The sequence below is a fragment of the Winogradskyella sp. A3E31 genome (genome assembly GCF_046720935.1).
Taxonomy (GTDB): domain Bacteria; phylum Bacteroidota; class Bacteroidia; order Flavobacteriales; family Flavobacteriaceae; genus Winogradskyella.
Window position 1 is genome coordinate 120222 of the sequence record NZ_JBHNWH010000004.1, and the last position, 22792, is coordinate 143013.

Consider the following 22792-nt stretch of genomic DNA (forward strand, 5'->3'; position numbering starts at 1 on the left):
ATGTTATATTATATACTTCAAATCATAGCGTTTCAGTTGGTCTTCCTTTTAATTTACGATCTGTTTTTAAGGAAGGAGACCTTTTTTAACTGGAATAGAATTTACCTCATAGGTACAGCGTTACTCTCATTTGTACTGCCATTTTTAAAGTTTGAAACATTTAAAGCCATGGTGCCAGAGAACTTTGTCATTCGGTTGCCCGAAGTGATTATTGGCGAGGTAACACCAATTCAAAATACTACTGACTTGGTATTACAGTCAGGTGTTGCCACTCAAGATGTATCACTGTCAATCTGGGAAATTATATTCTACTCGGGCGTTGTATTGGCAACCTTAATGTTTCTTTTCAAATTAGGGAAGTTGTATTGGTTAAAATCAAACAACCCAAAACGATGGAAAGGTCATGTGCTTTTAGTCAATCTTCTTAATAGTTCTGCTGCGTTTTCATTTTTCAATACCATTTTTATTGGTGAGCGTATAGCACATTCTGAGCAGCCAACGGTGTTAAAACACGAGTTGGTACATGTAGAACAGAAACACACACTCGATCTGTTGTTTTTTGAAGTGTTACGAATAGCCATGTGGTTTAACCCATTGGTATATATGTACCAAGCCCGTATAAAAACCCTTCACGAATATATTGCCGATGCCATAGCTGTTAAACAAAATGGCAAGCAAGAGTATTACCAAAGTTTACTCAATCAAGTATTCGAAACGCAGAATTTATCATTTACCAACACCTTTTTTACATCGAGTTTAATTAAAAAACGCATTGCCATGTTACAGAAATCAAAGTCAAACCAAAAAAATCTTTTAAAATATGTGCTTCTTATTCCATTTGTATTTGGGATGTTGATTTATACGTCTTTAGATGTAAGAGCTCAAGAAAAAGAGGTTGAAGAGATTTCTGAGACCCTTGTAGTTGACCAGGAATTAACTTATGAAGAATTAGTAAAGAAGTATTTAGATGAAATCAAGAAAAGGGTAGAGAATGGCGAAAGACATATCGACTTTAGTGAAGATTATAGACCAAGTGGATATGCTTATAAAATTTCAAAAGATGATCATGCGAAGAGTAATGCATATGTGACCTATGTTTTTTCTCAATCCAAAGACAATGAAGAAAATAATGAGCTAATAAAAATGCTTAAAAATTATGACGAGTATTTAGAATGGCTAGAAACCGATGAAGCCAAACAACGTTGGGAAGGTAATGCGAGAGATGGCGTACAGCGTTTGTTTGTTGAAGACTTTTCAAATAAAGCAAAAGAAGAGCAAGCACGTTTCGATAAAAAACTAAAGTTGCTTCAAGAGGATGATTATTGGCACACATTAATTGTCACTGACGGTAAGTTTAGAGCTGAGTTTACACCAGATGCTAATGAAAATAAAGACAATAACAATTCAGGGAATGATGATGTTGTTTTAGAAGAGGTTTCCGAAAGCATCGAAGTGCCATTTTCAGTCATTGAAAACCCACCAACCTTTAAGGAGTGTGAAACATCAGAATCTGCTAAAGAACGCAGAGATTGTCTATCTAGCGGAATTTCTAAATTCGTTAATAAAAACTTTAATACAGACTTAGCAAAAGAACTAGGTTTAAGTGGACGTCAACGTATTTCGGTATTTTTTAAAGTGGGTAAGGATGGTAATATCCACTCTATAGGAGCACGTGCTCCACATCCAGATATAGAAGATGAGGCGAAACGTGTTATTAGTTTATTGCCGCAATTGGTTCCTGGTACTCAAAAAGGAAAAGTTGCTACGGTCCCTTATTCTTTGCCGATTTTATTTCAAGTACAAGATACATCCCCGTCAAGTAAAGGAATATCAAAAGAAGAATTTGATGGACTTAGAAAAGAACAGTGGGATAGTAGAAATCCAGACCCTTCTGTTGTTCCTTTTGCACATATAGATAAAGCACCAACCTTTGAATCCTGCATAAATTTAAGTGAAAAGGAAAGAAAGACCTGTACATCTAACACCGTAGCAAAATTTGTAAATAAAAATTTTAATACCGGTTTAGCATCATCATTGGGTCTAACAGGTCGACAAAGAATCTCAGTAATTTTTCAAATTGATAAAGATGGAATGATAAAAAATGCAGATGCAAGAGCAGCACACCCAGACTTAGAGGAAGAATCTAAACGCGTTGTAATGTCTCTTCCTAAAATGATACCAGGTGAACATAAAGGAAAAACTGTGACGACATCCTTTTCATTGCCAATTTTATTTCAAGTGAATACATCAACAAAAGACAAAAACTAATCTATGCAGAAATCCCTATTTATCATCATTATATCTCTTTGTTTAAATGCCGAAGCCCAGTCTTCGGCATTGAGCGTAGCAGACAGTCTCTACAGCCATGGCAATTATTCAAAAGCCATTGAGGCTTATAAATCACTGGATAATCAAGAGGGTGGTTATGTCAAAATTGCCAGATCCTATATTGCATTGGGGAATTTTGATGCTGCACTCACTAATTATGAAAAAGCAGCTGAGGTTAGCCCTGAAAATGCATTGTTGAAGTTTGAATATGCCAAATTTTTGACCAATCAAAAGAAGTATCAATTAGCTTCAAAACTGTTTAATGACCTCATTTATCTCGATTATAAAAACCCTAATTACCATTACGAAATGGGAGTAGTTCTTGAAAAGATGAACGACTCTACATCTTACAATCGTTTTTATTCAGCGTATAATTTAGACGACACACACCAAAAAGCCATTTTTAAATTGGCAAAACACCATCTTATAAAACGGCATCATGATGTTTCGCATCGCTATATCGATAAGGGACTTGAATCGTATGCCAATAATGTAGAACTCGTTAACTTAAAAGCCCAAAATTACTACTATCAGAATTATTACCGTAAAGCCATTACATGGTTTGAAGAGTTATTGGAGTTGGGGGAATCTTCAGAATTTATACACGAAAAATTGAGTATCTGTTATGCCGAATATTCCGAGTTTGAAAAGGCAATAGAGCATCGAAAAAAGCTATTAGAATTTAATCCTAATGATCTTACATCTATGTATGTAATCGGTAGTTATTATGAAAAATTGAATGATTTTGAAAATGCTGAATTATACATTTCGAATTATCTCGATAAAAAAGATGTGCAGTTGCATCATGAGTATCGGTTGTTAGGTACTATTTATAATCGCCAAAAGAATTATGAAGCAGCGATAAAGGCTTTTCAAAAAGCACTGAAGGAGAACCCTTCAGATATGTTTTCTGAATTTTATATCATAAGAACCAAGGACGAATATTATGCGGATATCGATTCTAAAATAAAGCTGTATGAGGATTTTCTTAAAAAGCATCAAAACGACACGCCATTTAAAGTTATGGCGGTACAACGCCTAGCGCAATTAAGGGACGAAAAGTTTTTGAAGGACGACTAAAATTATTGTACTTTTCGGTTTCAGAATAATAGTAATGAAACGATTAATTTTTTTGTGCTGCTCTATCTTATTGGTGTCTTGCAATTATTTTGAAAAACAAAAAGTCAATTCCGAAGATTTATTAGAAGAAGAACTGCAAACCATTAATTGGACGGAGGTTGATGCTTACCCGAGTTTTTCGAGTTGTGATTCAGTTTCAGAAAAAGAAGCGCGTCGGGAGTGCTTTCAATCAACGTTAATTAATCATGTTAATGGGTATTTGTCACAACAAAACTTAGTCGTGTCTGAAGACATCGAAGACACCATTACAATGAAATTATCTATTGACAAATCGGGTCAATTGTCTGTTATTTCCATACAATCAAAGCCAGAAACACAAACTGAAATCCCAGAAATAGATAGTTTGCTGACAGAAAGTTTGGTGTCACTTCCCAAAATTTACCCAGCCATTAAAAGAGGTCAGCAGGTTGATACAGAGTTTACACTGCCAATAGTAGTTTCCATAAAATGATTTAGTTCTAAAACCGAATAGCCAACTTTTGCATTAGTCGCAACGTTTCAACATATAACCAAATCAAAGTTGCCAGAAGTCCCCATGTAGCTAGCCATTCCTTTTGCTTTGGAGCTTTATCCTTATAACGTTCTATATAATCAAAATCTAATAAAAGTGCGAAAGAAGCAGCTATTGCGGCGAAAATATTAAAGCCAATGGCAAACCAAGAGGTACCCCAGATATAAGTCTTAATTCCAAAAAAGCCTAAAATCCAAGACACGATATACACTAAAAAAATGGAGGCACAAACAGTTATGATGATGCTTCGTAATTTTTTGGTCACTACAATAATCCGAAATTGGTAAAGCAGAAGCATGGTAAAAAAGGTGACAATTGTGACTCCAATGGCTTGGTAAGGCAATTCGGGATAGTTATTATGGGCAAAAGCTGAAAACCCACCAAGGAAAAACCCTTTAGCAATAACATAAAGTGGTACTAAAACTGCGGCCCATTGATTACGGACAGAAATAACAACGCTTATAACAATAGCTCCAAGCATACCACCAAGTGAGAACCATTTAACGGAATGACCTTCCGAACTTAGTTTCCAGATGTATGCTGTAATGGCTGCAATGACTAAAATGCTTATGAGAGATTTCAGCATTATGCCAGATACACTCATTGTCTTTTTTACATGAGGATCATTGTCCCAGAAGTAGTCATTAAAAACAGGATTAGATGTCTTTAAATTCCTAATCCCCATTTACAGATTGAATTTGTAACCGATAGAAATGTCAGTAGGGAAGTTGTCTTTGTTTTCTTGTAGTAAAGCAAACAATTCACCAAAAATTAATGTGATATAGCTTTTTTCACAGACTTTGATATCTGTGCCAAGCCCAAAAATCATTGGAATATTAAATTCGGTTTCAGAAATATCAACGAGAACAATCTCTTCTCCTCGCATTTCTGGTCGTTGGTAGTTTTTAAAGTTAAGTGTTGCAAACTTGTTTTGCACATAAATATTAAACCCTGGTTGATTTATAATTCTAAAGCGATAGCCTATTGAGAACTCCGTTGCGGCATAGTCAAATTTATCGGATGAGAAACTGTGTCGGCCTTGCAAAAAGCCCGAATGTCTTGGCATCTCAGAGTCGCCATACAACTCCAATTCTAAGCCGATAAGTGGATTTAAAGTATTTTCAGGATTCTCCTGAAACGGATTATTGGTCAGCCCTCCAGAAAAACCAAACCGAAAATTGACAGGGTAATCTCTATTACCATCCTCTGTTTCAATGGCTTTTTTATAGTTGTAAAAGCCAATGAAATTTTTTAGACTTGCTCTTGTAAATTTTACACGCTCTGTTGACACGTCGGTATCACTTGTCAAATCTTTCAATACGGAAATGTATTGCATGTCGTTAGAATTGGCTTTTTTTATGTCTTTTAATTCAATGAATTCTCCGTCATTCTTTTTTACAAAAAAGCGCTTTGGGGAGGTGTCTGTAGTCACATAAAAATCTAATGTACCGTTTGAGATGCGCTTTAATTCTATGGTTTCGTTATTTATGGAGTAGGTTTCCTGGGCGTAGTTGGCAAAAGCACAGAACAAAAAGACATAGAGTATAACAACCTTTTTCATAACATTTTGGGCATTGGTTAAAGTAAAGCTACCAAAAAAAATCGTACCAATCATTTTTTAAAACGCCGACCTTTCCACTGGTATTTTGAAAAGAGGCTTATAAAAAAGACATAACTACTAAAAATTGGATAGAATAGACTGGCAAAAGGATAGGATAACAACGCAGGTTCTTGGTTAAAAAAGCGAGACGCTTTAAAAATATGAAGTAAATCAATACTGAATTTTAATAGGAAAATAAACCCTGCTGATTTTAGCGAAATGCTTTCATATAGAGCTAATGGAACTAAAGCAACTAGCATTATGTTTGTAAAGGCAATTATGAGCCCAATTAGTTTTGAAATATGATTTTTTGATTTTGACGTTTTTGAAGCCCATCGTACACGCTGGGAAATCAATTCTTTTAAATTAGAAGCCACATTAGTCCTCACTATGGCTTTATCCGTTTTGAGGTAGTTTACGGTTAGAGACTTATGCTTTAAAAACTTATCCATTAAAAAAATATCGTCTCCACTAGCAATGTCGGTATTGCCATCAAAGCCATTGACCATATTAAAGGCAGAAATCCTATAACCAAAGTTTGCTCCATTACATAAAAAGGGAATTTTAAGACCAAACCCACCTATGGTTGCTCCTTGTAAGCTGATTGTATCTAATATTTGAAATCGTGTAAAAAAAGAAGACAAACCAGTAAACTTTACTGGGCCTACTAAACAATCTGGATTGTGCGTTTGAATATGCTCATCAAAACTTTCTAACCAATATTTAGGAACGGTGCAGTCAGCATCAGTGGTTAATATCCAAGGGTGTTTTGCTATAGAAATTCCTGTAACTATGGCATCTTTTTTTGGAGATTTTGAAAAGCGGTTATTGTCTATAACGGTTATAAATTTTGATAGTTTTTGAAATTCCCTTTGACTTAATAGTTTTTCTATCGATGCTTTTGAACCATCAGAAGATGCATCATCAATCATAATGATTTCATATAAATAACTTGGGTAATTGAGCTTTGAAAGTGAATCTAAAAGTGTCGGAAGATTATCAACTTCATTTCTAAAAGGAATAAGTACCGTAAACTTTGTTTTAGAAGGGATGTCTCTTAGATGAAAATCAGTCACCTTATTAAAACCATAAACCAAAAGCCCGATAACTAGCAAATAAACAAGAATGATGATGATGAAAGTGACTGTCATTGGGTTGAGGCTTTAGGTAGTTTAAAATTCAAAATAAAATAACTACCAAGTAAACTTGGCAACACAAAATTGAGTGCCCACATTAAAGTTGTGGTTGCTAAGATGAGAATAGTATCGACACCTAAAAAACTTAATATATAAATAGCAACGCTACTTTTTATGACCACATCAAAAAGGGATAGCGCAGGAATAATCGAAGCTAAAAAATACATACTCGTAATAGCAATCACAAAATGAAAGACTTCTATTTCAACTCCCAAAAGGTAAAGAATAAAACCAAATTGAAAGGAAAATATACCATAACGAATAATGGCAAATATAGCATTCAATAGTAGATTTGATTTGGGAATGGTTTTAATATAATTCCAAATTTTGTTTAAACTAAACCCTCTAATTTCAAAGTGTTTTTGTCGTGTCCCAAATGCTATTAATGTTCCAACAATTGTAAGAATTATTAAGGCTTTTAATACAACACTTAAATCAAAACTAACCTTAAATGTTACCACAAAAACAGATAGCCCTATAATGCCAAATACAGTTGTCACACCCATCTGCGTTATATGACCAATAAGGTTGAGTAGTGCTGCTTTTTTTTGTAACGGTTTTTTAAAGTATATGATTTTAGCTCCATAATCACCAATTTTATTAGGTGTGATTAAAGATGCCGAAGCACCGGCCAAGCTTTGTTGAAACGCCTTAAAAAAAGAAATAGAGGTTATGGTTTTTACGAGAACTTGCCATTTTAAAATTTCAAAAAACCAGTTTAAAATCGTCAAAATCAGTAAAAAAATGATGTTTTTTGGTGAAAAAACGTCATTTTTAGTCAAAATTTGATAAAAATCAGAAAAAGCTAAATCTTCATTATACACTAATTTTTTATAAATAAAATAAAGACAACCAATTACAATACTGAATTTAATCACTGCAATAAAGAATTGCTTAGTTTTGTATGGCAGCGCATAATGCATGCTGCAAAATAAATTAAATATTGCGGATGTTGACTAATTTCTTCAAATACATAAGTCTGGTAATTGCAGTAAGTGTTGTTTCGTTTGCTCATGCTCAACGTGTAGATACTAGTACTTGGAAAGCACAGGTTTCTTTAGGTGTAAATAGTCCTTCAAAATCTGGATTCGTAGAAGCTGCTACGGCAAAATCTTTAAACTTTCCCACAGTGAACCTTGGTGTACAACGTATGTTTTCAAAACAGTTAGGAGCGAAGCTAGATTATGGTTTTAATCGGTTTTCTAATGAGGACGATTCTCCAGAGTTTAAAATAAACTACTCTCGTATTAATGCACAATTGGTTTATGATCCAACACCTGTGCTTTACTTTTTGCCTCAAGAGATGCGATTAGTTGGTCATACAGGTCCTGGCTTTAGTTTTGTAAAGCCGTTATCTAATTTGGATGAAAACAAACAATCTTATCTCAATTGGAACGCTGGCTTGGAGATCCATTATGCCATTAATCAAAAAGTGTCTTTATATACTGATGTGTCTTATATCTATGGTTTTACAAGTTTAGATGATTATGATCCTTCAATATCTGGATTAGGCGCTTTTAACGGAACTATTTTAAATATTACGCTCGGAGTGTCATTGTCTTTGAGTGGATGTCAATACTGCGATTAATTTGAGCAAGAAAGAAAAAATTATATTAGGCATTGATCCAGGGACAACGATTATGGGCTTTGGCCTTATCAAGGTTGTAGGTAAGCAAATGCAGTTTTTGCAATTAAATGAGCTGCAATTAAAAAAATACGATGACCATTATCTAAAGCTCAAACTCATTTTTGAACGTACTGTGGAACTCATTGATACGCATCACCCTGATGAGATTGCCATTGAAGCTCCGTTTTTTGGAAAGAATGTTCAGAGTATGCTAAAATTAGGAAGAGCTCAGGGAGTTGCTATGGCAGCTGGCTTGTCTCGTGAAATCCCTATTACAGAGTACTCTCCAAAAAAGATAAAAATGGCCATAACAGGTAATGGTAATGCCAGTAAAGAACAAGTAGCCAAAATGCTTAAAAGTTTGTTGCAATTAAAGGAATTACCTAAAAATCTGGACTCTACGGACGGGCTCGCTGCTGCGGTATGTCATTTTTATAATGAAGGTCGTGTTGAGGTTGGTAAAAGCTATACAGGTTGGTCGGCTTTTGTAAAACAGAATAGCCCCCAAACCCCCAAAGGGGGTAAAAAGACCAATACTGTTGTAAACCTCAGAAAGAAGAAAGGATAGAAGAGTTTAATAGTTTGTCTGTTTAATCGTTTATTTGTCATTTAGCAGTTCCTGCGGAATCTATTTTGGAAATTAAGAATCATACACATCCGAGTAAGAATTCTTCCCCTTTTGGGAAGTTAGATGGGGCTTTTGGCATCTACATCCATATTCCGTTTTGCAAACAGGCCTGTCATTACTGTGATTTTCATTTTTCTACATCTCTGAAAAAGAAGGATGATCTCATCAATGCATTAGCAAAGGAATTAAAACTACGTAAGGAGGAATTCAACAATAAAACGGTTGAAACGATTTACTTTGGTGGTGGAACACCATCGCTATTGTCGATAGACGAATTACGATTTTTGATTGATACTGTATATCAAAACTATAAAGTCAATGAAAGTCCTGAAATTACACTAGAAGCTAACCCTGATGATTTGTCTAAAAAGATAATTATTGAGCTTTCTAAAAGTTCAATTAACCGATTGTCAATCGGCATTCAATCGTTTTTCGATTCAGACTTAAAATTGATGAATCGTGCCCATAATTCAGAAGAGGCAACGAAATGCCTGCATGAAGCGACCAAGTACTTCGATAATATCTCTTTGGATTTAATTTATGGCATTCCTGGAGCTTCAAATGAACAGTGGATAGACAATATCGAAACAGCTTTGAGTTTTAATGTGCCTCATATTTCGAGTTATGCACTTACAGTAGAGCCTAAAACGGCTTTAAAGACGTTTATAGAAAAAGGCATTATTGAAGATGTTGATGATGAGAAAGCTCAAGAGCAGTTTTTCATATTAACCGAAAAACTTGAAGATGCTAATTTTATGCATTACGAATTATCCAACTTTGGTAAGGAAGGGTACTTTAGTAAAAATAATTCTGCCTATTGGCAAGGTAAACCCTATCTGGGAATAGGTCCATCTGCACATAGCTTCAATGGCACTCAGCGCAGTTGGAATGTAAAAAACAATTCAAAATATATGAAGTCAATAGAAAATGAGGAACTTCCTTTGGAAGTCGAGACGTTGACTATTACTGATCGATACAATGAATATGTGATGACAGGTTTACGAACAATCTGGGGGGTTTCATTAGAAAAAGTAGAATCTAATTTTGGATTACACTACAAAAAATATCTTTTGGAGCAATCCCAGCCTTTTATAAATGAGCATTTGTTGTATATTGAAGATGAGAAGTTACGAGTCACCAAAAAAGGACAGTTTTTGAGCGATGGCATAGCTTCAGAATTATTTAAATTGAATTTAGTTTAAGATGAAAGCTTCAATAAAATACAAAAAAAACACTTATAAAATTGATTTAGAACAGCCTTTGGATATTTCCATACCGATAAGAAATGGGAATAAAAATGTCAACGCATGGTACATTGGGCCACCTAAAATTGAGCCAGAGGTTTTTGAAGGTGATACCATCAGTGTTGCAGAAGGTGCTTCAGTAAATTTTAATACCATAACATTTAATCCCCATTCTCATGGAACTCATACTGAGACTGCTGGTCATATCTTAGAAAAAAAATATTCCATCAATAAAAAACTAAAAAAGTTCTTCTTCTTGGCTGAGTTGATCACAATTTTTCCAGAAAAATTTATGGACGATATGATTATTTCAACAAAGCAGTTGGCGTTTGCTTTAAAAAACAAAGATGTCGAAGCCCTTGTAGTGCGTACAATCCCCAATACCAAAGACAAAAAAACACGACAATATTCGTATACCAATTGGCCATATTTTAAAGAAGATGCCATAGAATTTTTAGTTAAAAAAGGAATCAAGCATTTGCTGATCGATTTGCCAAGTGTGGATCGTGAAAGGGATGGTGGTGAATTGAACTCACACCATACATTCTGGAATACTAAAGGGAAGGTAAGGGAAGATGCTACAATCACTGAATTTATTTATGTGCCAAATAAAGTTGAAGATGGTAGTTATTTTTTGAACCTACAGATTGCTCCATTTCATAATGATGCGACACCGAGTAAACCAATTTTATATAAAATCATAGATTAGTAAGCGCAGATGGAGACGTTTTTTATCATTATAATAAGCATACTTATTACTTTAGGAATAGTAACTGTGGTACGTCAATTTAAAACTCAAAAGAAAGTACGTTCACAATCAATCTTAATTCAAGAGAAGGTAAAGAAGGTATGTAAATTCATCACGGTTGAAGGGGATTTTGCTGAGATTTATCATTATGAGGACGTCAAGGAAAAGTTCCTAAAACTCATTTCTAGCAGAAAAAAGGCTTTGGTTGTTATTAACGCCAAGGCTCATGTTGGGTTTGACTTAAGTCAATTACATCTCCAAACGGATGTAAAAACTAAAAAAGTAAAACTTATGAGTTTCCCCCAACCGCAAGTGTTATCCATTGAGTCTAACATCAACTATTACGATAAAAAAGACGGGATGTTTAATCGGTTTGAAGCTGCTGATCTTACAGAACTTCAACAAAAGGCCAAACAGCATATTGCTGATAAAATTCCTGAAAGCGGATTGTTTAATGTCGCTAGGGTAGAGGCCTTAGAAGCTATTAAAATAATAGAAAGTTTAGTCGAAACAATAGGCTGGACTTTGGATTACGAGGCCTTAAAATTACCTTTAGAAAATCAAAAAGCATTGGAATAGCTTATGTTGAATATCGAAGATTATAGAAACTACTGCATGTCGAAAAAAGATGTAACAGAACATTTTCCTTTCGACCAGGACACATTGGTTTTTAAGGTCTGCAATAAGATGTTTGCGTTGGCTTCATTGAGTAAGTGGGAAGCAGGTGAGGGCTTCATCAATTTAAAATGTAATCCTGATTATGCTGAGGAACTTAGAGCAGAATATGAAAGCGTTAAACCCGGCTGGCACATGAGTAAAAAATTATGGAATAGTGTGCATTTTTCAACAGGCGAACTTCAAAGAGATTTCATATTTAAACTCATTGACCATTCTTATGATGAAGTTGTAAAAGGCCTGCCTAAAAAAGTAAGGGAAGCTCTAAAATAATTTTTGAACTCCAATTCGTCTCTTCGAGTGCCACGCATAAGGCGTGGTGTATCGAGAAGTGTTTTTAACTTCAAAATTTTCTTGTTTTCTATACAGCAAATCACAGATTTGCGACTCTAACTGACGAAAATTTTTATTGATAATTCAATTAAAATAATTCTACATTTGCTTCAAACTATAGTTATGGCCATAGAAAACGAGCTTCAAGAACGAAGCAATCATCAATGCGAACTTTGTACTAATCAAGATAACTTATCAGTATATGCTGTTCCAGATATTAAAGAGAATGGTTTAAAAAGTTCTTTGTATGCATGTGCTATCTGTTTTGAGCAGATGACGGATACAGATAAAATAGATGCAAATCATTGGAGATGTCTTAACGATAGTATGTGGAGCGAGCATGATGCTGTAAAGATTATGGCATGGAGAATGCTACACCGTATTGATGCAGACTGGACTCACGATTTGTTGGGGATGATATATATGGAAGACGATATCGTAGGATTAGCCAAAGCATCTGGAGATGGTGTAAGTGATGCCGATAAAATAATACACAGGGATGTCAACGGGGTTATTTTAGAAGCTGGTGACTCAGTTGTTTTAATTAAGGATCTAAAGGTAAAAGGCTCTAGCATGGTTGCAAAACAAGGTGCTGCAGTTAGAAACATAAGGCTAGACCATGAAAATGAAGCTTATATTGAAGGTAAAGTGGATGGTCAGCAGATTGTTATTATTACCCAATATGTAAAGAAAATTTAATCGTTGTATATTTTGATAAAATTCGTCACTTCGAGTGAATTTTACGATTAAATATGAGTAAAATTAGTATCGAGAAGTAGAATTTTTCATCTATACTGTAGTTCTCGATACATTTTTTCGTTCCGAAAAACCACTCGAACTGACGCTTATCTATATTTTCAGCCTTAAAAACACATAATGGGTAATTTAGTCTTCAGAATCTTTCTTATTAAAAAAACCAAACCCGATGGGAATCATCAGGAATAGAAATAAATAGCGACCTGTAATTATCCCAAAGATGGTTATTCCGGCGAGGATAACCATAAGTAGAACTTTATAACTGTACTTCATTTAGCAAGACATATCTGCAACTATTTTCCACTCACCATCAATCTTTTTAAAGATAATAATGAAAACCCCGTTAGCATCTCCCACAGCTCTTGTTAGGTGATATTCGCCCATCACCCAGTAATTATCTCCTTCAATTTTTGAAACATCATTAATCACAAATCGAAGCGTACCTGTTTCCGCTTTCGTAGGATATCCTTTTTTGTAATTATCCAAGGTATTCTGCCAGCCTTTGGTAAGTCCATTACTACCATAGAATTTTAAAGAATCGCTTTTCCAATAGCCTTGCATAAATCCTTCAAGGTCGCCATTATTCCACGCATTTTCTTGTTGGTGCATGACGTCTAAAATAGCGGATTTGTCAGTTTCATAGACATCCGTTTGTGAAATTGCAAGAGCACTAAACCCGAAAATAGTAAGTATAAAGAGGTGTTGAATGGTTTTCATAAGATTGAGTTATTTGTGATTAAAGATAATTACAAAAGATCAATCCTAAAACAAATTCAGTAGCACATGTCCCCTTGAGGGGACTTTAGGGGTGTAATAGAAATGAATAGAAGAATTATAGATTAAAGTGCTCCCTTCTGATTTTTAAAAAATGCATCCGCTTGCAGCTGCATCAACTCACGGGCTTTTTTATGTTTGTAGGCAATAACTTCCTCTTCATCTGCAATATCGTTGTAGACTTTGTTGTTGATGTCATTGTCCGTTTTAAGGAGTAACTGACGCTCATTAACCTTTTGGGTCGTCCAAGTTTTTACAGTAGTTTCTTGGTCTTCCAAACGAAAATCAAACTCACCTTTTGGAGATAACAACTTTGCGAAAATCGGAGAGGTTTCAATAGCCAAAAACAATAAAAATATAAAGAAAGACGGTAGCCAAGGTAATGCACCTAATGCATTGACACGTGCCATCAATCCATCAAAGTTATCGATGATAGGTTGAGAGTTTTCTACATCAGATGTATAGGTATTTTGGAGGCTGGCAATTTCAGTTTCTAAAGTAGAAATTTTTTGTGCGTTGTCTGTTTTTAATTGGTTTAACTCTGCCAGTGCTGCGTCATGTTTTTCGCGTTTTTCTTTATAGACAGGGCCTTTGCCTAAAAGTTGAGTGCCTGCAGTCCCTTCAGCTTCTGAAATGTAAGTATCGTAAAGCGCATTAACTTCAGCTTCTTTAGTTGTTACTTCATTTTGCAGATTAGCGATATTATTCTGAAGCTCCGCGATTTTAGGATTGTATTGCTGTGCAATTTGATTTTGGTTAGCAAGGGTTAAATCATTTTTTTGCTCTAATAAAACTTGGTTGATTTCCTTTTCAAAAATCTTTAGCTCTAGAGGTTTTGAAATAACAACCGCAATGATAATCGCCAGGAAAATACGAGGAGTTGCTTGGATGAGTTCATCAAGTACGCTGTCTCGTTTTTTAATGGTTGAAACAATATAGCGGTCTAAGTTAAAAATCAACAATCCCCAAATCAGTCCAAAGAATATTGCTGAAAAGAGGTTGTCAAAAACGGTATATAAAGCATAGCTTGCAGCTATAGTTGCCATGACGGCGGTAAAGAACACTGTTGCGCCTATGCCTGCATATTTATTTTGTTCTCCAACGGAGCATTCTTTTAAAATATCGGTATCTGCGCCAGAGCAGATGATAAAAAATTGTTTTAGCATGATTGGTCGTTTTTTGACTTGCCAGCCTATACAGGCTGGTTGATGATTTGTCTATTAGAACGCTAAAACTTTGGATTTGTTACAGTATAACCAAAAAAAAGCCTCCAGTTGGAGGCTTTGGTATTAAAGTGTGATATTTTTTATATTATATTTTTTAAAGACGTCAGCAAGTTTTTGAACATGGCCTTTCAGTTGAGAACTCGGTTTGTTGTCTAATGCTCCTTGATATGAAACAGTTTCGGAATATTTTCCTTTGTACTTATGAATAGGATGACTAACATTATCTTTAATAATATTCACTTCAATGTCATCTTGGTACTCAGCAGATTTTGCAGGTTTACTCCTAAATTTTTTATAGTCATTTACTTGAGTAAAGATGAAAGTATTCTCTCTGTCTTTTTGAGATAAATTCGACACTAAACCTTCTAAGGTTTCTAAAGTGATTTTTTCAAATTCTTTTAGTGTGTTGTCTTTGCTGATGGCATAGTGTCCGTCTTCAGAGACGGTGATAAATACTTGATGTTTTTTTGTTTTATAATCGCTTTTTTTGACGGGCTCTAATTCAAAGTTTTCAATAGGAATTACAATAGGATCATTCTCATCTATTAAATCCAAACCAAGGTTACTTAACGTTCCATCCTTTCCAAGACCTATAAAAGTCTTTTGTTCTCTAGGTGTAAGTTTGTTTCTTAATTTATAATAAGATTTACCATCTAGGTTAATCTTAACATAAGGAGCGAATGGTGTCGTTGGCAATCTTAGACCTTGTTTTTCTTCTTTAGATAATGAGTATATATGCATCTGCCTAAGCTCTATCCACAATTCGCTCATTACTTTTTTGTCTTTTTTTGATTTTCTGATATAGTGAGGTTTGTCATAACGCATAGCTTCATACGCTTTAAATTTTTTCACGTATTCATTTCTTAAGTCCGAACTGTATATGTCATAATCATAATTTGGATTAGGCCCACCTTTAGATTTCCTATTGTTGCTATCTGCCTTTTTTGGAGCTGGTGGTGGTGGTGGCGGAGGTGGTAAAATATTCCCTTTATTATCAGTTATGTAACCATCTTTGTTATAGTACGTTTTTTTTCCTTTGTTAATGGTATAATAGTGAGATTCCCCATTCTCTAATAACTCATAACCAGATTCAACTCCTTTAGGGGTTTCCTTTATTATTTGATTCAAGGATTTCTTAGCCCCATTTTTATATTGAACTGCTTTTGTTGGCGGAGGTGGTGGTGGCAATATTTTTTTTGCATCAATTTTTTTGCCATTTTCATCATAATAGGTGGTTCTGCCATCCTTAATTTTATAGGTGTAAACCTTACCATTAATTTTGGTTTTACCTTCTTGGTCCTCTGGGATCTCAACAATCTCTATGACTTCACCGTCAACGGTTGTTACAGTTATGCTATTAGGATTTGCTTTTGCATATTGTTCAGCAACGTTTTTTGACACTGGAGGCGGAGGCGGTGCAGGTACTTCTACTTCTTCTATATCCACTGGTTTTTTTGCTGGTTTTGGTGGTGGTGGCGGCGGAGGTGGTAAAATATTCCCTTTATTATCAGTTATGTAACCATCTTTGTTGTAATACGTTTTTTTTCCTTTGTTAATGGTATAATAGTGAGATTCTCCATTCATTAATAACTCATAACCAGATTCAACTCCTTTAGGGGTTTCCTTTATAATTTGATTCAAGGATTTCTTATTGCCATTTTTATATTGAGCTGCTTTTGTTGGTGGAGGAGGAGGCGGTACAAATTTTTTTTTGGCTTTTTGATCTGGATGCGGTGGAGGTGGTGGCGGAAAATTTGGCCAAGGCTCTGCAGCCTTGCGCTGAGCTTCTGTCATTAGGTTATAAATAGCTTTATATTTTTTAACGTCTTTTACAAATACTATTGGATACTCGGACCATTTGTCATTTCCTTTTTTTGTTTCTGCTTTTGCCATTTTTTCATTAATTACTTTGGCCCAGGCGTTGTATTCTGCGAGTTGTTTTTTTGTGGCTCCTTTTTGTTGTGGTGTACTAGGTGTCGAAAATTTTGGTTTTGAATTTCTTATATCGAAGTCTGGAAAAGGCATTTCTTCTGAGTTTTCTTTCTGTTGTGCAGACATTCTTTTATAAATCTTTGAGAACTTTATAAAGTCTTGTTCGTTAATAGGAGGAAAGAATGTTGCATCTTCTGAAAGTACTTTGCTTTCAGCGTTTATCTTTTTAGCCCATACATTGTATTCTGCCAATTCTTTTGCTGATAGCGGTTTTTGTTGGTCATTATAAAGCTTAGTACTACTTGCTATTTGTAGAGATTTAAGATTCCCTCCAAGTAATGATGTAATTCTATTAATAAATGACATACTTACAGCCTCTTCAGATTCTAGTATTAAAGTAGTTTTTTTGTTTTTAACCACTCGATTAAATTCTTCTTTTAAATTGGTGAATAATATTGGGTTTTTATTTAAGAAAATCTCATTATCCTTATTTACATATAGAACAGGAATTTTAGAAAAAGAGCTATAAAATTCATCCATTTTTTGGGAAGATATTTCTGTAGGCGCTACTAAGTTATTTTTTTTGATAATTTGTGGTGTAAACCTTTTGTAAGTGTGGTTAAGTAGATCATAAATGCTCAGTAACTCTTTTGAGTAAGACTCTTCATTTTCTTTTTTGAGTCTTGATTCAAACTCTGGGAGTAATTGATTGTACATAATCAATGACGCTTCAATGTTTGAATTAAATAAAGTTTTAGTTATCAAATTTAGAACATAACCTTCTCTCATTTTTGCTAATGCCGAAATAGGGGTAATAGAATATGTAATAAAATCTGAAGCAGAATATTTATCAAAATCTTTAGAATCAACATCATTACTATTAATTTTTATGACATAATCTTCTGAAGTCAGATATCCTTTTAATTCATTTTCGGAAAGCTTTTTTCTGTAAAAAGGGATTGACTCAACATATACCCATTTCTTTTTGTTTTTATCATCAAGCTCATAAAATCTTTTTTCTACAAATTCTCCATTTTCAGTCTTTACTTTGAAATATTGTTTAGTGTAAGAATTTATCTCTGCTAGTTTTTGTAATTCATTGCTTTCTTTTTGTTGAGAATAATTATTATAAACAGTGTCAGTATCAGAATAAACCTCAACCGTCTCTCTAGAACTAAACCCGTATACCAATACTGCTAATAATGGTATAATCATAAGACTGACCAACCATGTTTTTTGTTTTGATGTTTGTGTTTTCATAAGTGTAAATCGTTTTTTGATGGATGAATAATTAATGGCATTTGCCAATTGAAAATCGTGCTCCTTTGATGAAAATTGAAGCAGAATATGTTGATAGGTTTTTGGTGATATGCCTTTTTTTAGTACCGCAGCATCAGCCAAAAACTCATGGTTTAGCTTTATGTCTTTTTTTATAAAATAGAATAACGGATTAAACCAAAATATAACCTGAAGCAATTCTATAAATAGAATATCTATGCTATGCTTTTGTTTGGCATGGGTCTCTTCATGCAATAACACTTCTTTAGGTATGGCATTGTTTTCAAACTTCGATTTATTTAAAAATATGTAGTTGAAAAAGGTATGTGGTGGTAAAAGATCTTTAAGCAATACATGAATAAAGGGCGAAGTCTTTCGTCTTTCATTTCTGTATATTCTAGTATACAACCCTTTTAGATTAATAAAGAATTTAGTGGTAAAGATTAAAACCCCTATAGCATATATCGACCAAAGAATAATGGGGACATAGTTTGTTGGTTCTTCAGGTAAAGCCTCTAAACTATTAGAGATTGCTGGCATTGTATTTTCAAAAAAATCTATAGTTGCTGTATCTCTGGACACTTGAACATATTCCGTTAAAGTGATTAGCGGAATCACAATAGAAAGTAGTAGGGATCCTAAAAGATAAAAACGCTTTAGGTGGTGATAAGGTCTTTTCTCTAGGACAAGTTTGTAGAAGACCATAAAAATGGCGAGGCAAGCTGCGGATTTTAATAGTAGTAGTTCCATCTTACTTTTTATTAATTTCTTTATCAATCAGTGCTTTTAAATCTTCCAGTTCAGATTTTGATAAATCCGTTTCTGTTGTAAAAAAGGATGCAAACTGAGATGCACTGTTATTAAAAAAGTTTTTAATCAATCCGTTAACATGCTTAGAGAAATAATCCTTCTTTTTTACTAGAGGGTAGTATTCTCTAGATTTCCCGAAGGTGACATAATTTACAAATCCTTTATCAATCATGCGCTTCAATAAGGTCGCAACTGTAGTTGTGGCTGGTTTAGGGTCTGGGTACATGTCTAGCAAATCTTTCATAAAGGCTTTTTCGAGCTTCCAGAGGTATTGCATCAGTTGTTCTTCGGATTTTGATAATTGCATTGTTCTACAATATTAGAGTTGACTCTACAAATGTAGAATAAAAATTGAAATAAAAAAATAAAATTTTGAAATTATTGGTTGTTGGGTCGCTCATTTATCCAACGAAAGCCAGTATTTATAAGGTTAAATTCATCTAATGGCCTTTTCTTAAATTCAATGGTATAAAAACTCCCATTCAAACTACCTGAAAGTTGTAACTGAGAGGACGTTGGTTGCGTATAGTTAAAATTAAAGTCCACATTTTTCATGTCGATATCGCTGTCATGCATTTTTAGTTTCCCATTAATCGTGTCCATTTCGGTAGTAAAGCGCGTATAATTCCCTGTCATAGTTTTAGCCATCGCTATACCCTTTTTCTCTATGAGTAAATAGTGCCATCGCTGAGAATCTGTAATTAAAGGCGCTAAGGTGTCATTGTTCTTTACAAAAATTTCAGCCTCCCAAATACCGTATAATGTTGGTCTATGATTAACATCACTAATATTTATTTGACCTAGATAGCCTAAAATACATCCCGCGATTAATAAAATGGGAAGTAAGATGTTCTTTCCATGTCTAATAATTTTGTGATAGGATTTTGAAGTTACAGGGTGATAGAACTCATAGGCAGATGTCGCTTTGTTTTTAAAAAATACAGCTGTAAACCGTTTAATATCCGTCATAAAAATGACCAAAGCCATCAGTATAAGATGAATTGAAAATAATTTCACAGGAATATCAAACATAAGATTCATCATTGCTACTTGGCTCATAACCCCAATAACAATAAAAGCACCAAGGGTAGCAGTCCGTCGCCAAATGAGAAGTACACCACCAAGGACTTCCATAATCCCTGCAAACATGCCGAAGCCTTTAGAAAATCCCATATAAGTCCAAGCTAGTCCCATAGGTGAAAATTCCCCCAATGGCTGTAGTAATCTTGAAAAAGATGGGGGTTGAAACTGAATCTGAAAAATTTTCACAAATCCATACAATAACATAGCAGCTACCAAGAAGATTCTTAGCACAACTAAAAACCAATACAAAGGCTTGTTGTATTCTTTTCGGTTGCGTCCTAAAATGGTCCAGACTAGTGTAAGGATGATGGCAAGAATAACATTGACGAACAAGGTAATGTAAGCATAGGTGTGATCGCCACTACCAAACCCACTTATGTCAAAGTCATAATTAAAACCGAGAATTGTTTTGCCAATCCAGCGAAAAGGTGTTTCAAAAATTCCGCTTGTGAACATCAATACGATGTACAACATAAAATATGAGAAAATAAACCTGAAAAACAGCTTACTTTTCTTGGTCCACTCAGGGTTATATGTTTGACTTAATAACAACTATTGGTGTAATTCAGTAAAGTACTTGTAAAAATAAGGAATAGTTTCAATACCCTTGAGGTAATTCCAAATTCCAAAATGTTCGTTTGGAGAATGGATGGCGTCACTATCCAAACCAAAGCCCATTAAAATAGTTTTACTATTTAGTTCTTCTTCAAATAAAGAAACAATAGGAATACTTCCTCCACTGCGTTGTGGAATAGGTGTCTTCCCAAATGTTTTTTCATAAGCTTTTGAAGCAGCTCGATAACCAATACTGTCTATTGGCGTAACGTAACCTTGTCCTCCGTGATGAGGTGTGACTTTTACTTTAACCCCAGCAGGAGCAATATGTTCAAAATGTGTTTTAAATAGTTGCGTGATGTCTTTCCAATCTTGATGCGGCACTAGTCGCATAGAAATTTTAGCATAAGCCTTGCTGGCAATAACAGTTTTTGCGCCTTCGCCAGTATAACCACCCCAAATACCGTTGACATCTAATGTTGGACGAATAGAATTCCGCTCGTTAGTCGTATAACCTTCTTCGCCGTAAACAGCATCTATATCCAAAGCCTTCTTGTAATGTTCTAATGAAAAAGGGGCTTTTGCCATTTCCGCACGCTCAACTTCAGAAAGATTTTCAACCTTGTCATAAAATCCTGGTATTGTAATATGATTATTTTCATCGTGCAGTAAGGCAATCATTTTAGTTAAAACATTGATTGGGTTTGCTACTGCACCTCCGTAAAGCCCGGAATGCAAATCGCGATTAGGGCCAGTAACCTCCACTTCAACGTAACTCAATCCACGAAGCCCAGTGGTGATAGAAGGCACGTCATTGGCAATCATACCAGTATCTGAAATAAGGATAACGTCGTTTTCCAATTTCTCTCTGTTGGCTGCCACATAGGTCGCCAGATTTGCACTACCGACTTCTTCCTCGCCTTCAATCATAAATTTTACATTACAGGGTAGCTTATCCTTTGAGGTCATAAACTCCAAAGCCTTAACATGCATGTACATTTGGCCTTTGTCATCACAGGCACCTCTTGCGAAGATAGCGCCATCTGGATGCAAATCGGTTGATTTAATAACTGGGTCAAATGGTGGTGAGTGCCATAGGTCTAATGGATCGGGTGGCTGTACATCGTAATGACCATAAACTAAAATGGTGGGTAGATTTTTGTCGATAATTTTTTCGCCATAAACTATAGGGTATCCTTTGGTTTCACAGATTTCTACAGTATCACACCCAGCTTCCATAAGTCGTTCTTTTACGATTTCAGCTGTCTTAAAAGTGTCTTCTTTATATGCAGAATCTGCGCTTATAGACGGTACTTTTAATAAGTCAATGAGTTCTTGTAAAAATCGATCTTTATGTTCGGAAATGTAGGAAGAAATTGTATCCATTAGTGTGTTTTGCTTTCTCACAAAAATAAGAAAAGCAATGGTATTATTAATTGTTGTAGAGTTATTTGAATATTGAAACTATTGTTTATATTTGCATCCCGATTATTGAAAAATATCGGTCTTATTGCGGGCGTGGTGGAATTGGTAGACACGCTAGACTTAGGATCTAGTGCCGCGAGGTGTGGGAGTTCGAGTCTCCCCGCCCGCACAGAACAAAAAAGCTTCTCAGAAATGAGAGGCTTTTTTGCTTATAAATGCTATAACTTTTATTGCTACTCCATAGATTGGATTAAGAATATACAGGTATTATTGAGAAGACGATGTATATTAAAATATGTAGATTTATAGAGCCCTAGGATGTATCTTACCTATAAGATCACCTTCGATAAAAGATATTAGAATAATGAATCACTTTAAAATTTGACAGCACTACAAAAAATAGCATTGGGAGGTGGTTGCCATTGGTGTACCGAAGCGGTTTTTCAATCTTTGAAAGGAGTTGAAAACGTAGAGCAGGGCTATGTAGCTTCCGTTGATGGAAACAGTATGTTTTCTGAAGCTGTCATTGTGCATTTTAACCCTCAAATTATTTCGTTGAATGTTTTGATTGAAATTCATTTACACACGCATAAGAGTACTGTAAATCATTCAATGCGACAGAAATACCGCTCGGCCATCTATACGTTTTCGGAAATCCAAAAAATTGAAAGTGAGACTATTTTAAAAAACTTACAGTCGAAATTCGATTCTGAACTAGTGACTGTAGTTTTACCATTTTCCGAATTTAAAGCATCACGCAAACAGATTCAAAACTACTATTACGACAATCCCGAAAAACCGTTTTGTGAGCGCTTTATCAATCCCAAATTAATAGTGTTGTTGCAGCAATTTTCTGAGCATACCAACCAAAACAAACTAAAGCATTTGCAATATGTGGATTATTAATTTTTTTATAAAAACAA

Annotated in this window: 21 protein-coding genes and 1 tRNA gene; 12 read left to right on the forward strand and 10 right to left on the reverse strand. The window is 34.8% G+C overall.

The window, feature by feature from the left end; all coding sequences use genetic code 11:
- The 3 genes from ACFEMA_RS06545 to ACFEMA_RS06555 are packed head-to-tail and all read left to right on the forward strand — an operon-like array spanning position 1 to position 3919.
- Positions 1-2268, forward strand: coding sequence for a M56 family metallopeptidase (locus tag ACFEMA_RS06545; protein ID WP_411767266.1), 2268 nt, complete (start codon positions 1-3; stop codon positions 2266-2268).
- Positions 2269-2271: 3 nt separating this feature from the next.
- Positions 2272-3408 (forward strand): tetratricopeptide repeat protein, encoded by a 1137-nt coding sequence (locus ACFEMA_RS06550; protein WP_411767267.1) that lies wholly within the window; start codon positions 2272-2274, stop codon positions 3406-3408.
- A 34-nt stretch (positions 3409-3442) separates the two neighbouring features.
- Positions 3443-3919: a hypothetical protein gene (locus tag ACFEMA_RS06555; protein ID WP_411767268.1), complete on the forward strand. Its 477-nt coding sequence runs from the start codon at positions 3443-3445 to the stop codon at positions 3917-3919.
- Positions 3920-3926: 7 nt separating this feature from the next.
- Here the strand turns inward: ACFEMA_RS06555 and ACFEMA_RS06560 are convergent, their stop codons facing one another.
- Genes ACFEMA_RS06560 through ACFEMA_RS06575 form a run of 4 tightly spaced genes read right to left on the reverse strand, consistent with a single transcriptional unit; the run spans position 3927 to position 7698 of the window.
- The gene (locus ACFEMA_RS06560) at positions 3927-4664 is read right to left on the reverse strand and encodes a Bax inhibitor-1/YccA family membrane protein (protein WP_411767269.1); all 738 of its coding nucleotides are present in this window, start codon (positions 4662-4664) and stop codon (positions 3927-3929) included.
- The gene (locus tag ACFEMA_RS06565; protein WP_411767270.1) at positions 4665-5594 is read right to left on the reverse strand and encodes a hypothetical protein; all 930 of its coding nucleotides are present in this window, start codon (positions 5592-5594) and stop codon (positions 4665-4667) included. It abuts the gene before it with no gap.
- Complete coding sequence (locus ACFEMA_RS06570) at positions 5591-6730, reverse strand: glycosyltransferase (protein WP_411767271.1); 1140 nt, start codon at positions 6728-6730, stop codon at positions 5591-5593. Before ACFEMA_RS06570 ends, ACFEMA_RS06565 begins: the two co-directional genes overlap by 4 nt.
- Entirely contained in the window at positions 6727-7698 is a 972-nt protein-coding gene (locus tag ACFEMA_RS06575) for a lysylphosphatidylglycerol synthase domain-containing protein (protein WP_411767272.1), read from the reverse strand. Before ACFEMA_RS06575 ends, ACFEMA_RS06570 begins: the two co-directional genes overlap by 4 nt.
- Positions 7699-7724: 26 nt before the next feature.
- Between ACFEMA_RS06575 and ACFEMA_RS06580 the strand changes: the two genes are divergently transcribed.
- The 7 genes from ACFEMA_RS06580 (at position 7725) to ACFEMA_RS06610 (ending at position 12729) form a co-directional block, all read left to right on the forward strand.
- Positions 7725-8363, forward strand: a complete 639-nt coding sequence (locus ACFEMA_RS06580) for an outer membrane beta-barrel protein (RefSeq protein WP_411767273.1) — start codon at positions 7725-7727, stop codon at positions 8361-8363.
- Position 8364: 1 nt separating this feature from the next.
- Positions 8365-8970 carry a crossover junction endodeoxyribonuclease RuvC gene (gene ruvC / locus ACFEMA_RS06585; RefSeq protein ID WP_411767274.1) on the forward strand — a complete coding sequence of 202 codons (606 nt, stop codon included), beginning with the start codon at positions 8365-8367 and terminating at the stop codon, positions 8968-8970.
- A gap of 137 nt (positions 8971-9107) precedes the next feature.
- A complete protein-coding gene (gene hemW / locus ACFEMA_RS06590; protein ID WP_411767405.1) occupies positions 9108-10232 on the forward strand; it encodes a radical SAM family heme chaperone HemW in 1125 nt (374 codons plus the stop codon).
- Position 10233: 1 nt separating this feature from the next.
- On the forward strand, positions 10234-10983 hold the full coding sequence (locus ACFEMA_RS06595) for a cyclase family protein (protein ID WP_411767275.1): 750 nt from the start codon (positions 10234-10236) through the stop codon (positions 10981-10983).
- Positions 10984-10992: 9 nt separating this feature from the next.
- Positions 10993-11601 (forward strand): DUF4230 domain-containing protein, encoded by a 609-nt coding sequence (locus ACFEMA_RS06600; RefSeq protein WP_411767276.1) that lies wholly within the window; start codon positions 10993-10995, stop codon positions 11599-11601.
- 6 nt (positions 11602-11607) lie between these two features.
- The gene (locus ACFEMA_RS06605; protein WP_411767406.1) at positions 11608-11970 is read left to right on the forward strand and encodes an MmcQ/YjbR family DNA-binding protein; all 363 of its coding nucleotides are present in this window, start codon (positions 11608-11610) and stop codon (positions 11968-11970) included.
- Between the two features lie 183 nt (positions 11971-12153).
- Positions 12154-12729: a PhnA domain-containing protein gene (locus ACFEMA_RS06610; protein ID WP_411767277.1), complete on the forward strand. Its 576-nt coding sequence runs from the start codon at positions 12154-12156 to the stop codon at positions 12727-12729.
- Between the two features lie 330 nt (positions 12730-13059).
- On the opposite strand, the gene ACFEMA_RS06615 is transcribed toward ACFEMA_RS06610, so the two are convergent.
- The 6 genes from ACFEMA_RS06615 to ACFEMA_RS06640 all read right to left on the reverse strand — a co-directional run bounded on the left by ACFEMA_RS06615 (position 13060) and on the right by ACFEMA_RS06640 (position 21830).
- On the reverse strand, positions 13060-13503 hold the full coding sequence (locus ACFEMA_RS06615) for a YybH family protein (RefSeq protein ID WP_411767278.1): 444 nt from the start codon (positions 13501-13503) through the stop codon (positions 13060-13062).
- Positions 13504-13625: 122 nt separating this feature from the next.
- Positions 13626-14726 (reverse strand): DUF4407 domain-containing protein, encoded by a 1101-nt coding sequence (locus tag ACFEMA_RS06620; protein WP_411767279.1) that lies wholly within the window; start codon positions 14724-14726, stop codon positions 13626-13628.
- A 123-nt stretch (positions 14727-14849) separates the two neighbouring features.
- Positions 14850-18746, reverse strand: coding sequence for a M56 family metallopeptidase (locus ACFEMA_RS06625; RefSeq protein WP_411767280.1), 3897 nt, complete (start codon positions 18744-18746; stop codon positions 14850-14852).
- 1 nt (position 18747) lies between these two features.
- The gene (locus ACFEMA_RS06630; RefSeq protein ID WP_411767281.1) at positions 18748-19113 is read right to left on the reverse strand and encodes a BlaI/MecI/CopY family transcriptional regulator; all 366 of its coding nucleotides are present in this window, start codon (positions 19111-19113) and stop codon (positions 18748-18750) included.
- 71 nt (positions 19114-19184) lie between these two features.
- Entirely contained in the window at positions 19185-20363 is a 1179-nt protein-coding gene (locus tag ACFEMA_RS06635; RefSeq protein ID WP_411767282.1) for a DoxX family protein, read from the reverse strand.
- A 78-nt stretch (positions 20364-20441) separates the two neighbouring features.
- Positions 20442-21830, reverse strand: coding sequence for a dipeptidase (locus ACFEMA_RS06640; RefSeq protein WP_411767284.1), 1389 nt, complete (start codon positions 21828-21830; stop codon positions 20442-20444).
- 126 nt (positions 21831-21956) lie between these two features.
- On the opposite strand from ACFEMA_RS06640, the gene ACFEMA_RS06645 reads away from it, so the two are divergent.
- Together ACFEMA_RS06645 and ACFEMA_RS06650 are read left to right on the forward strand one after the other, a co-directional pair.
- Positions 21957-22038, forward strand: a tRNA-Leu gene (locus ACFEMA_RS06645).
- 212 nt (positions 22039-22250) lie between these two features.
- Positions 22251-22775 (forward strand): peptide-methionine (S)-S-oxide reductase, encoded by a 525-nt coding sequence (locus ACFEMA_RS06650; RefSeq protein WP_411767285.1) that lies wholly within the window; start codon positions 22251-22253, stop codon positions 22773-22775.
- Positions 22776-22792 lie beyond the last annotated feature (17 nt).

What these genes read in the sequence shown, in the direction of transcription:
- ACFEMA_RS06630 (WP_411767281.1), bottom strand. Translation starts at nt 19,113, where the DNA reads ATGCAATTATCAAAATCCGAAGAACAACTGATGCAATACCTCTGGAAG.
- ACFEMA_RS06610 (WP_411767277.1), top strand. Translation starts at nt 12,154, where the DNA reads ATGGCCATAGAAAACGAGCTTCAAGAACGAAGCAATCATCAATGCGAA.
- ACFEMA_RS06640 (WP_411767284.1), bottom strand. Translation starts at nt 21,830, where the DNA reads ATGGATACAATTTCTTCCTACATTTCCGAACATAAAGATCGATTTTTA.
- ACFEMA_RS06600 (WP_411767276.1), top strand. Translation starts at nt 10,993, where the DNA reads ATGGAGACGTTTTTTATCATTATAATAAGCATACTTATTACTTTAGGA.
- ACFEMA_RS06620 (WP_411767279.1), bottom strand. Translation starts at nt 14,726, where the DNA reads ATGCTAAAACAATTTTTTATCATCTGCTCTGGCGCAGATACCGATATT.
- ACFEMA_RS06560 (WP_411767269.1), bottom strand. Translation starts at nt 4,664, where the DNA reads ATGGGGATTAGGAATTTAAAGACATCTAATCCTGTTTTTAATGACTAC.
- ACFEMA_RS06580 (WP_411767273.1), top strand. Translation starts at nt 7,725, where the DNA reads ATGTTGACTAATTTCTTCAAATACATAAGTCTGGTAATTGCAGTAAGT.
- ACFEMA_RS06545 (WP_411767266.1), top strand. Translation starts at nt 1, where the DNA reads ATGTTATATTATATACTTCAAATCATAGCGTTTCAGTTGGTCTTCCTT.
- ACFEMA_RS06570 (WP_411767271.1), bottom strand. Translation starts at nt 6,730, where the DNA reads ATGACAGTCACTTTCATCATCATCATTCTTGTTTATTTGCTAGTTATC.
- ACFEMA_RS06575 (WP_411767272.1), bottom strand. Translation starts at nt 7,698, where the DNA reads ATGCATTATGCGCTGCCATACAAAACTAAGCAATTCTTTATTGCAGTG.
- ACFEMA_RS06635 (WP_411767282.1), bottom strand. Translation starts at nt 20,363, where the DNA reads ATGTTGTACATCGTATTGATGTTCACAAGCGGAATTTTTGAAACACCT.
- ACFEMA_RS06550 (WP_411767267.1), top strand. Translation starts at nt 2,272, where the DNA reads ATGCAGAAATCCCTATTTATCATCATTATATCTCTTTGTTTAAATGCC.
- ACFEMA_RS06615 (WP_411767278.1), bottom strand. Translation starts at nt 13,503, where the DNA reads ATGAAAACCATTCAACACCTCTTTATACTTACTATTTTCGGGTTTAGT.
- ACFEMA_RS06625 (WP_411767280.1), bottom strand. Translation starts at nt 18,746, where the DNA reads ATGGAACTACTACTATTAAAATCCGCAGCTTGCCTCGCCATTTTTATG.
- ACFEMA_RS06555 (WP_411767268.1), top strand. Translation starts at nt 3,443, where the DNA reads ATGAAACGATTAATTTTTTTGTGCTGCTCTATCTTATTGGTGTCTTGC.
- ACFEMA_RS06565 (WP_411767270.1), bottom strand. Translation starts at nt 5,594, where the DNA reads ATGATTGGTACGATTTTTTTTGGTAGCTTTACTTTAACCAATGCCCAA.
- ACFEMA_RS06595 (WP_411767275.1), top strand. Translation starts at nt 10,234, where the DNA reads ATGAAAGCTTCAATAAAATACAAAAAAAACACTTATAAAATTGATTTA.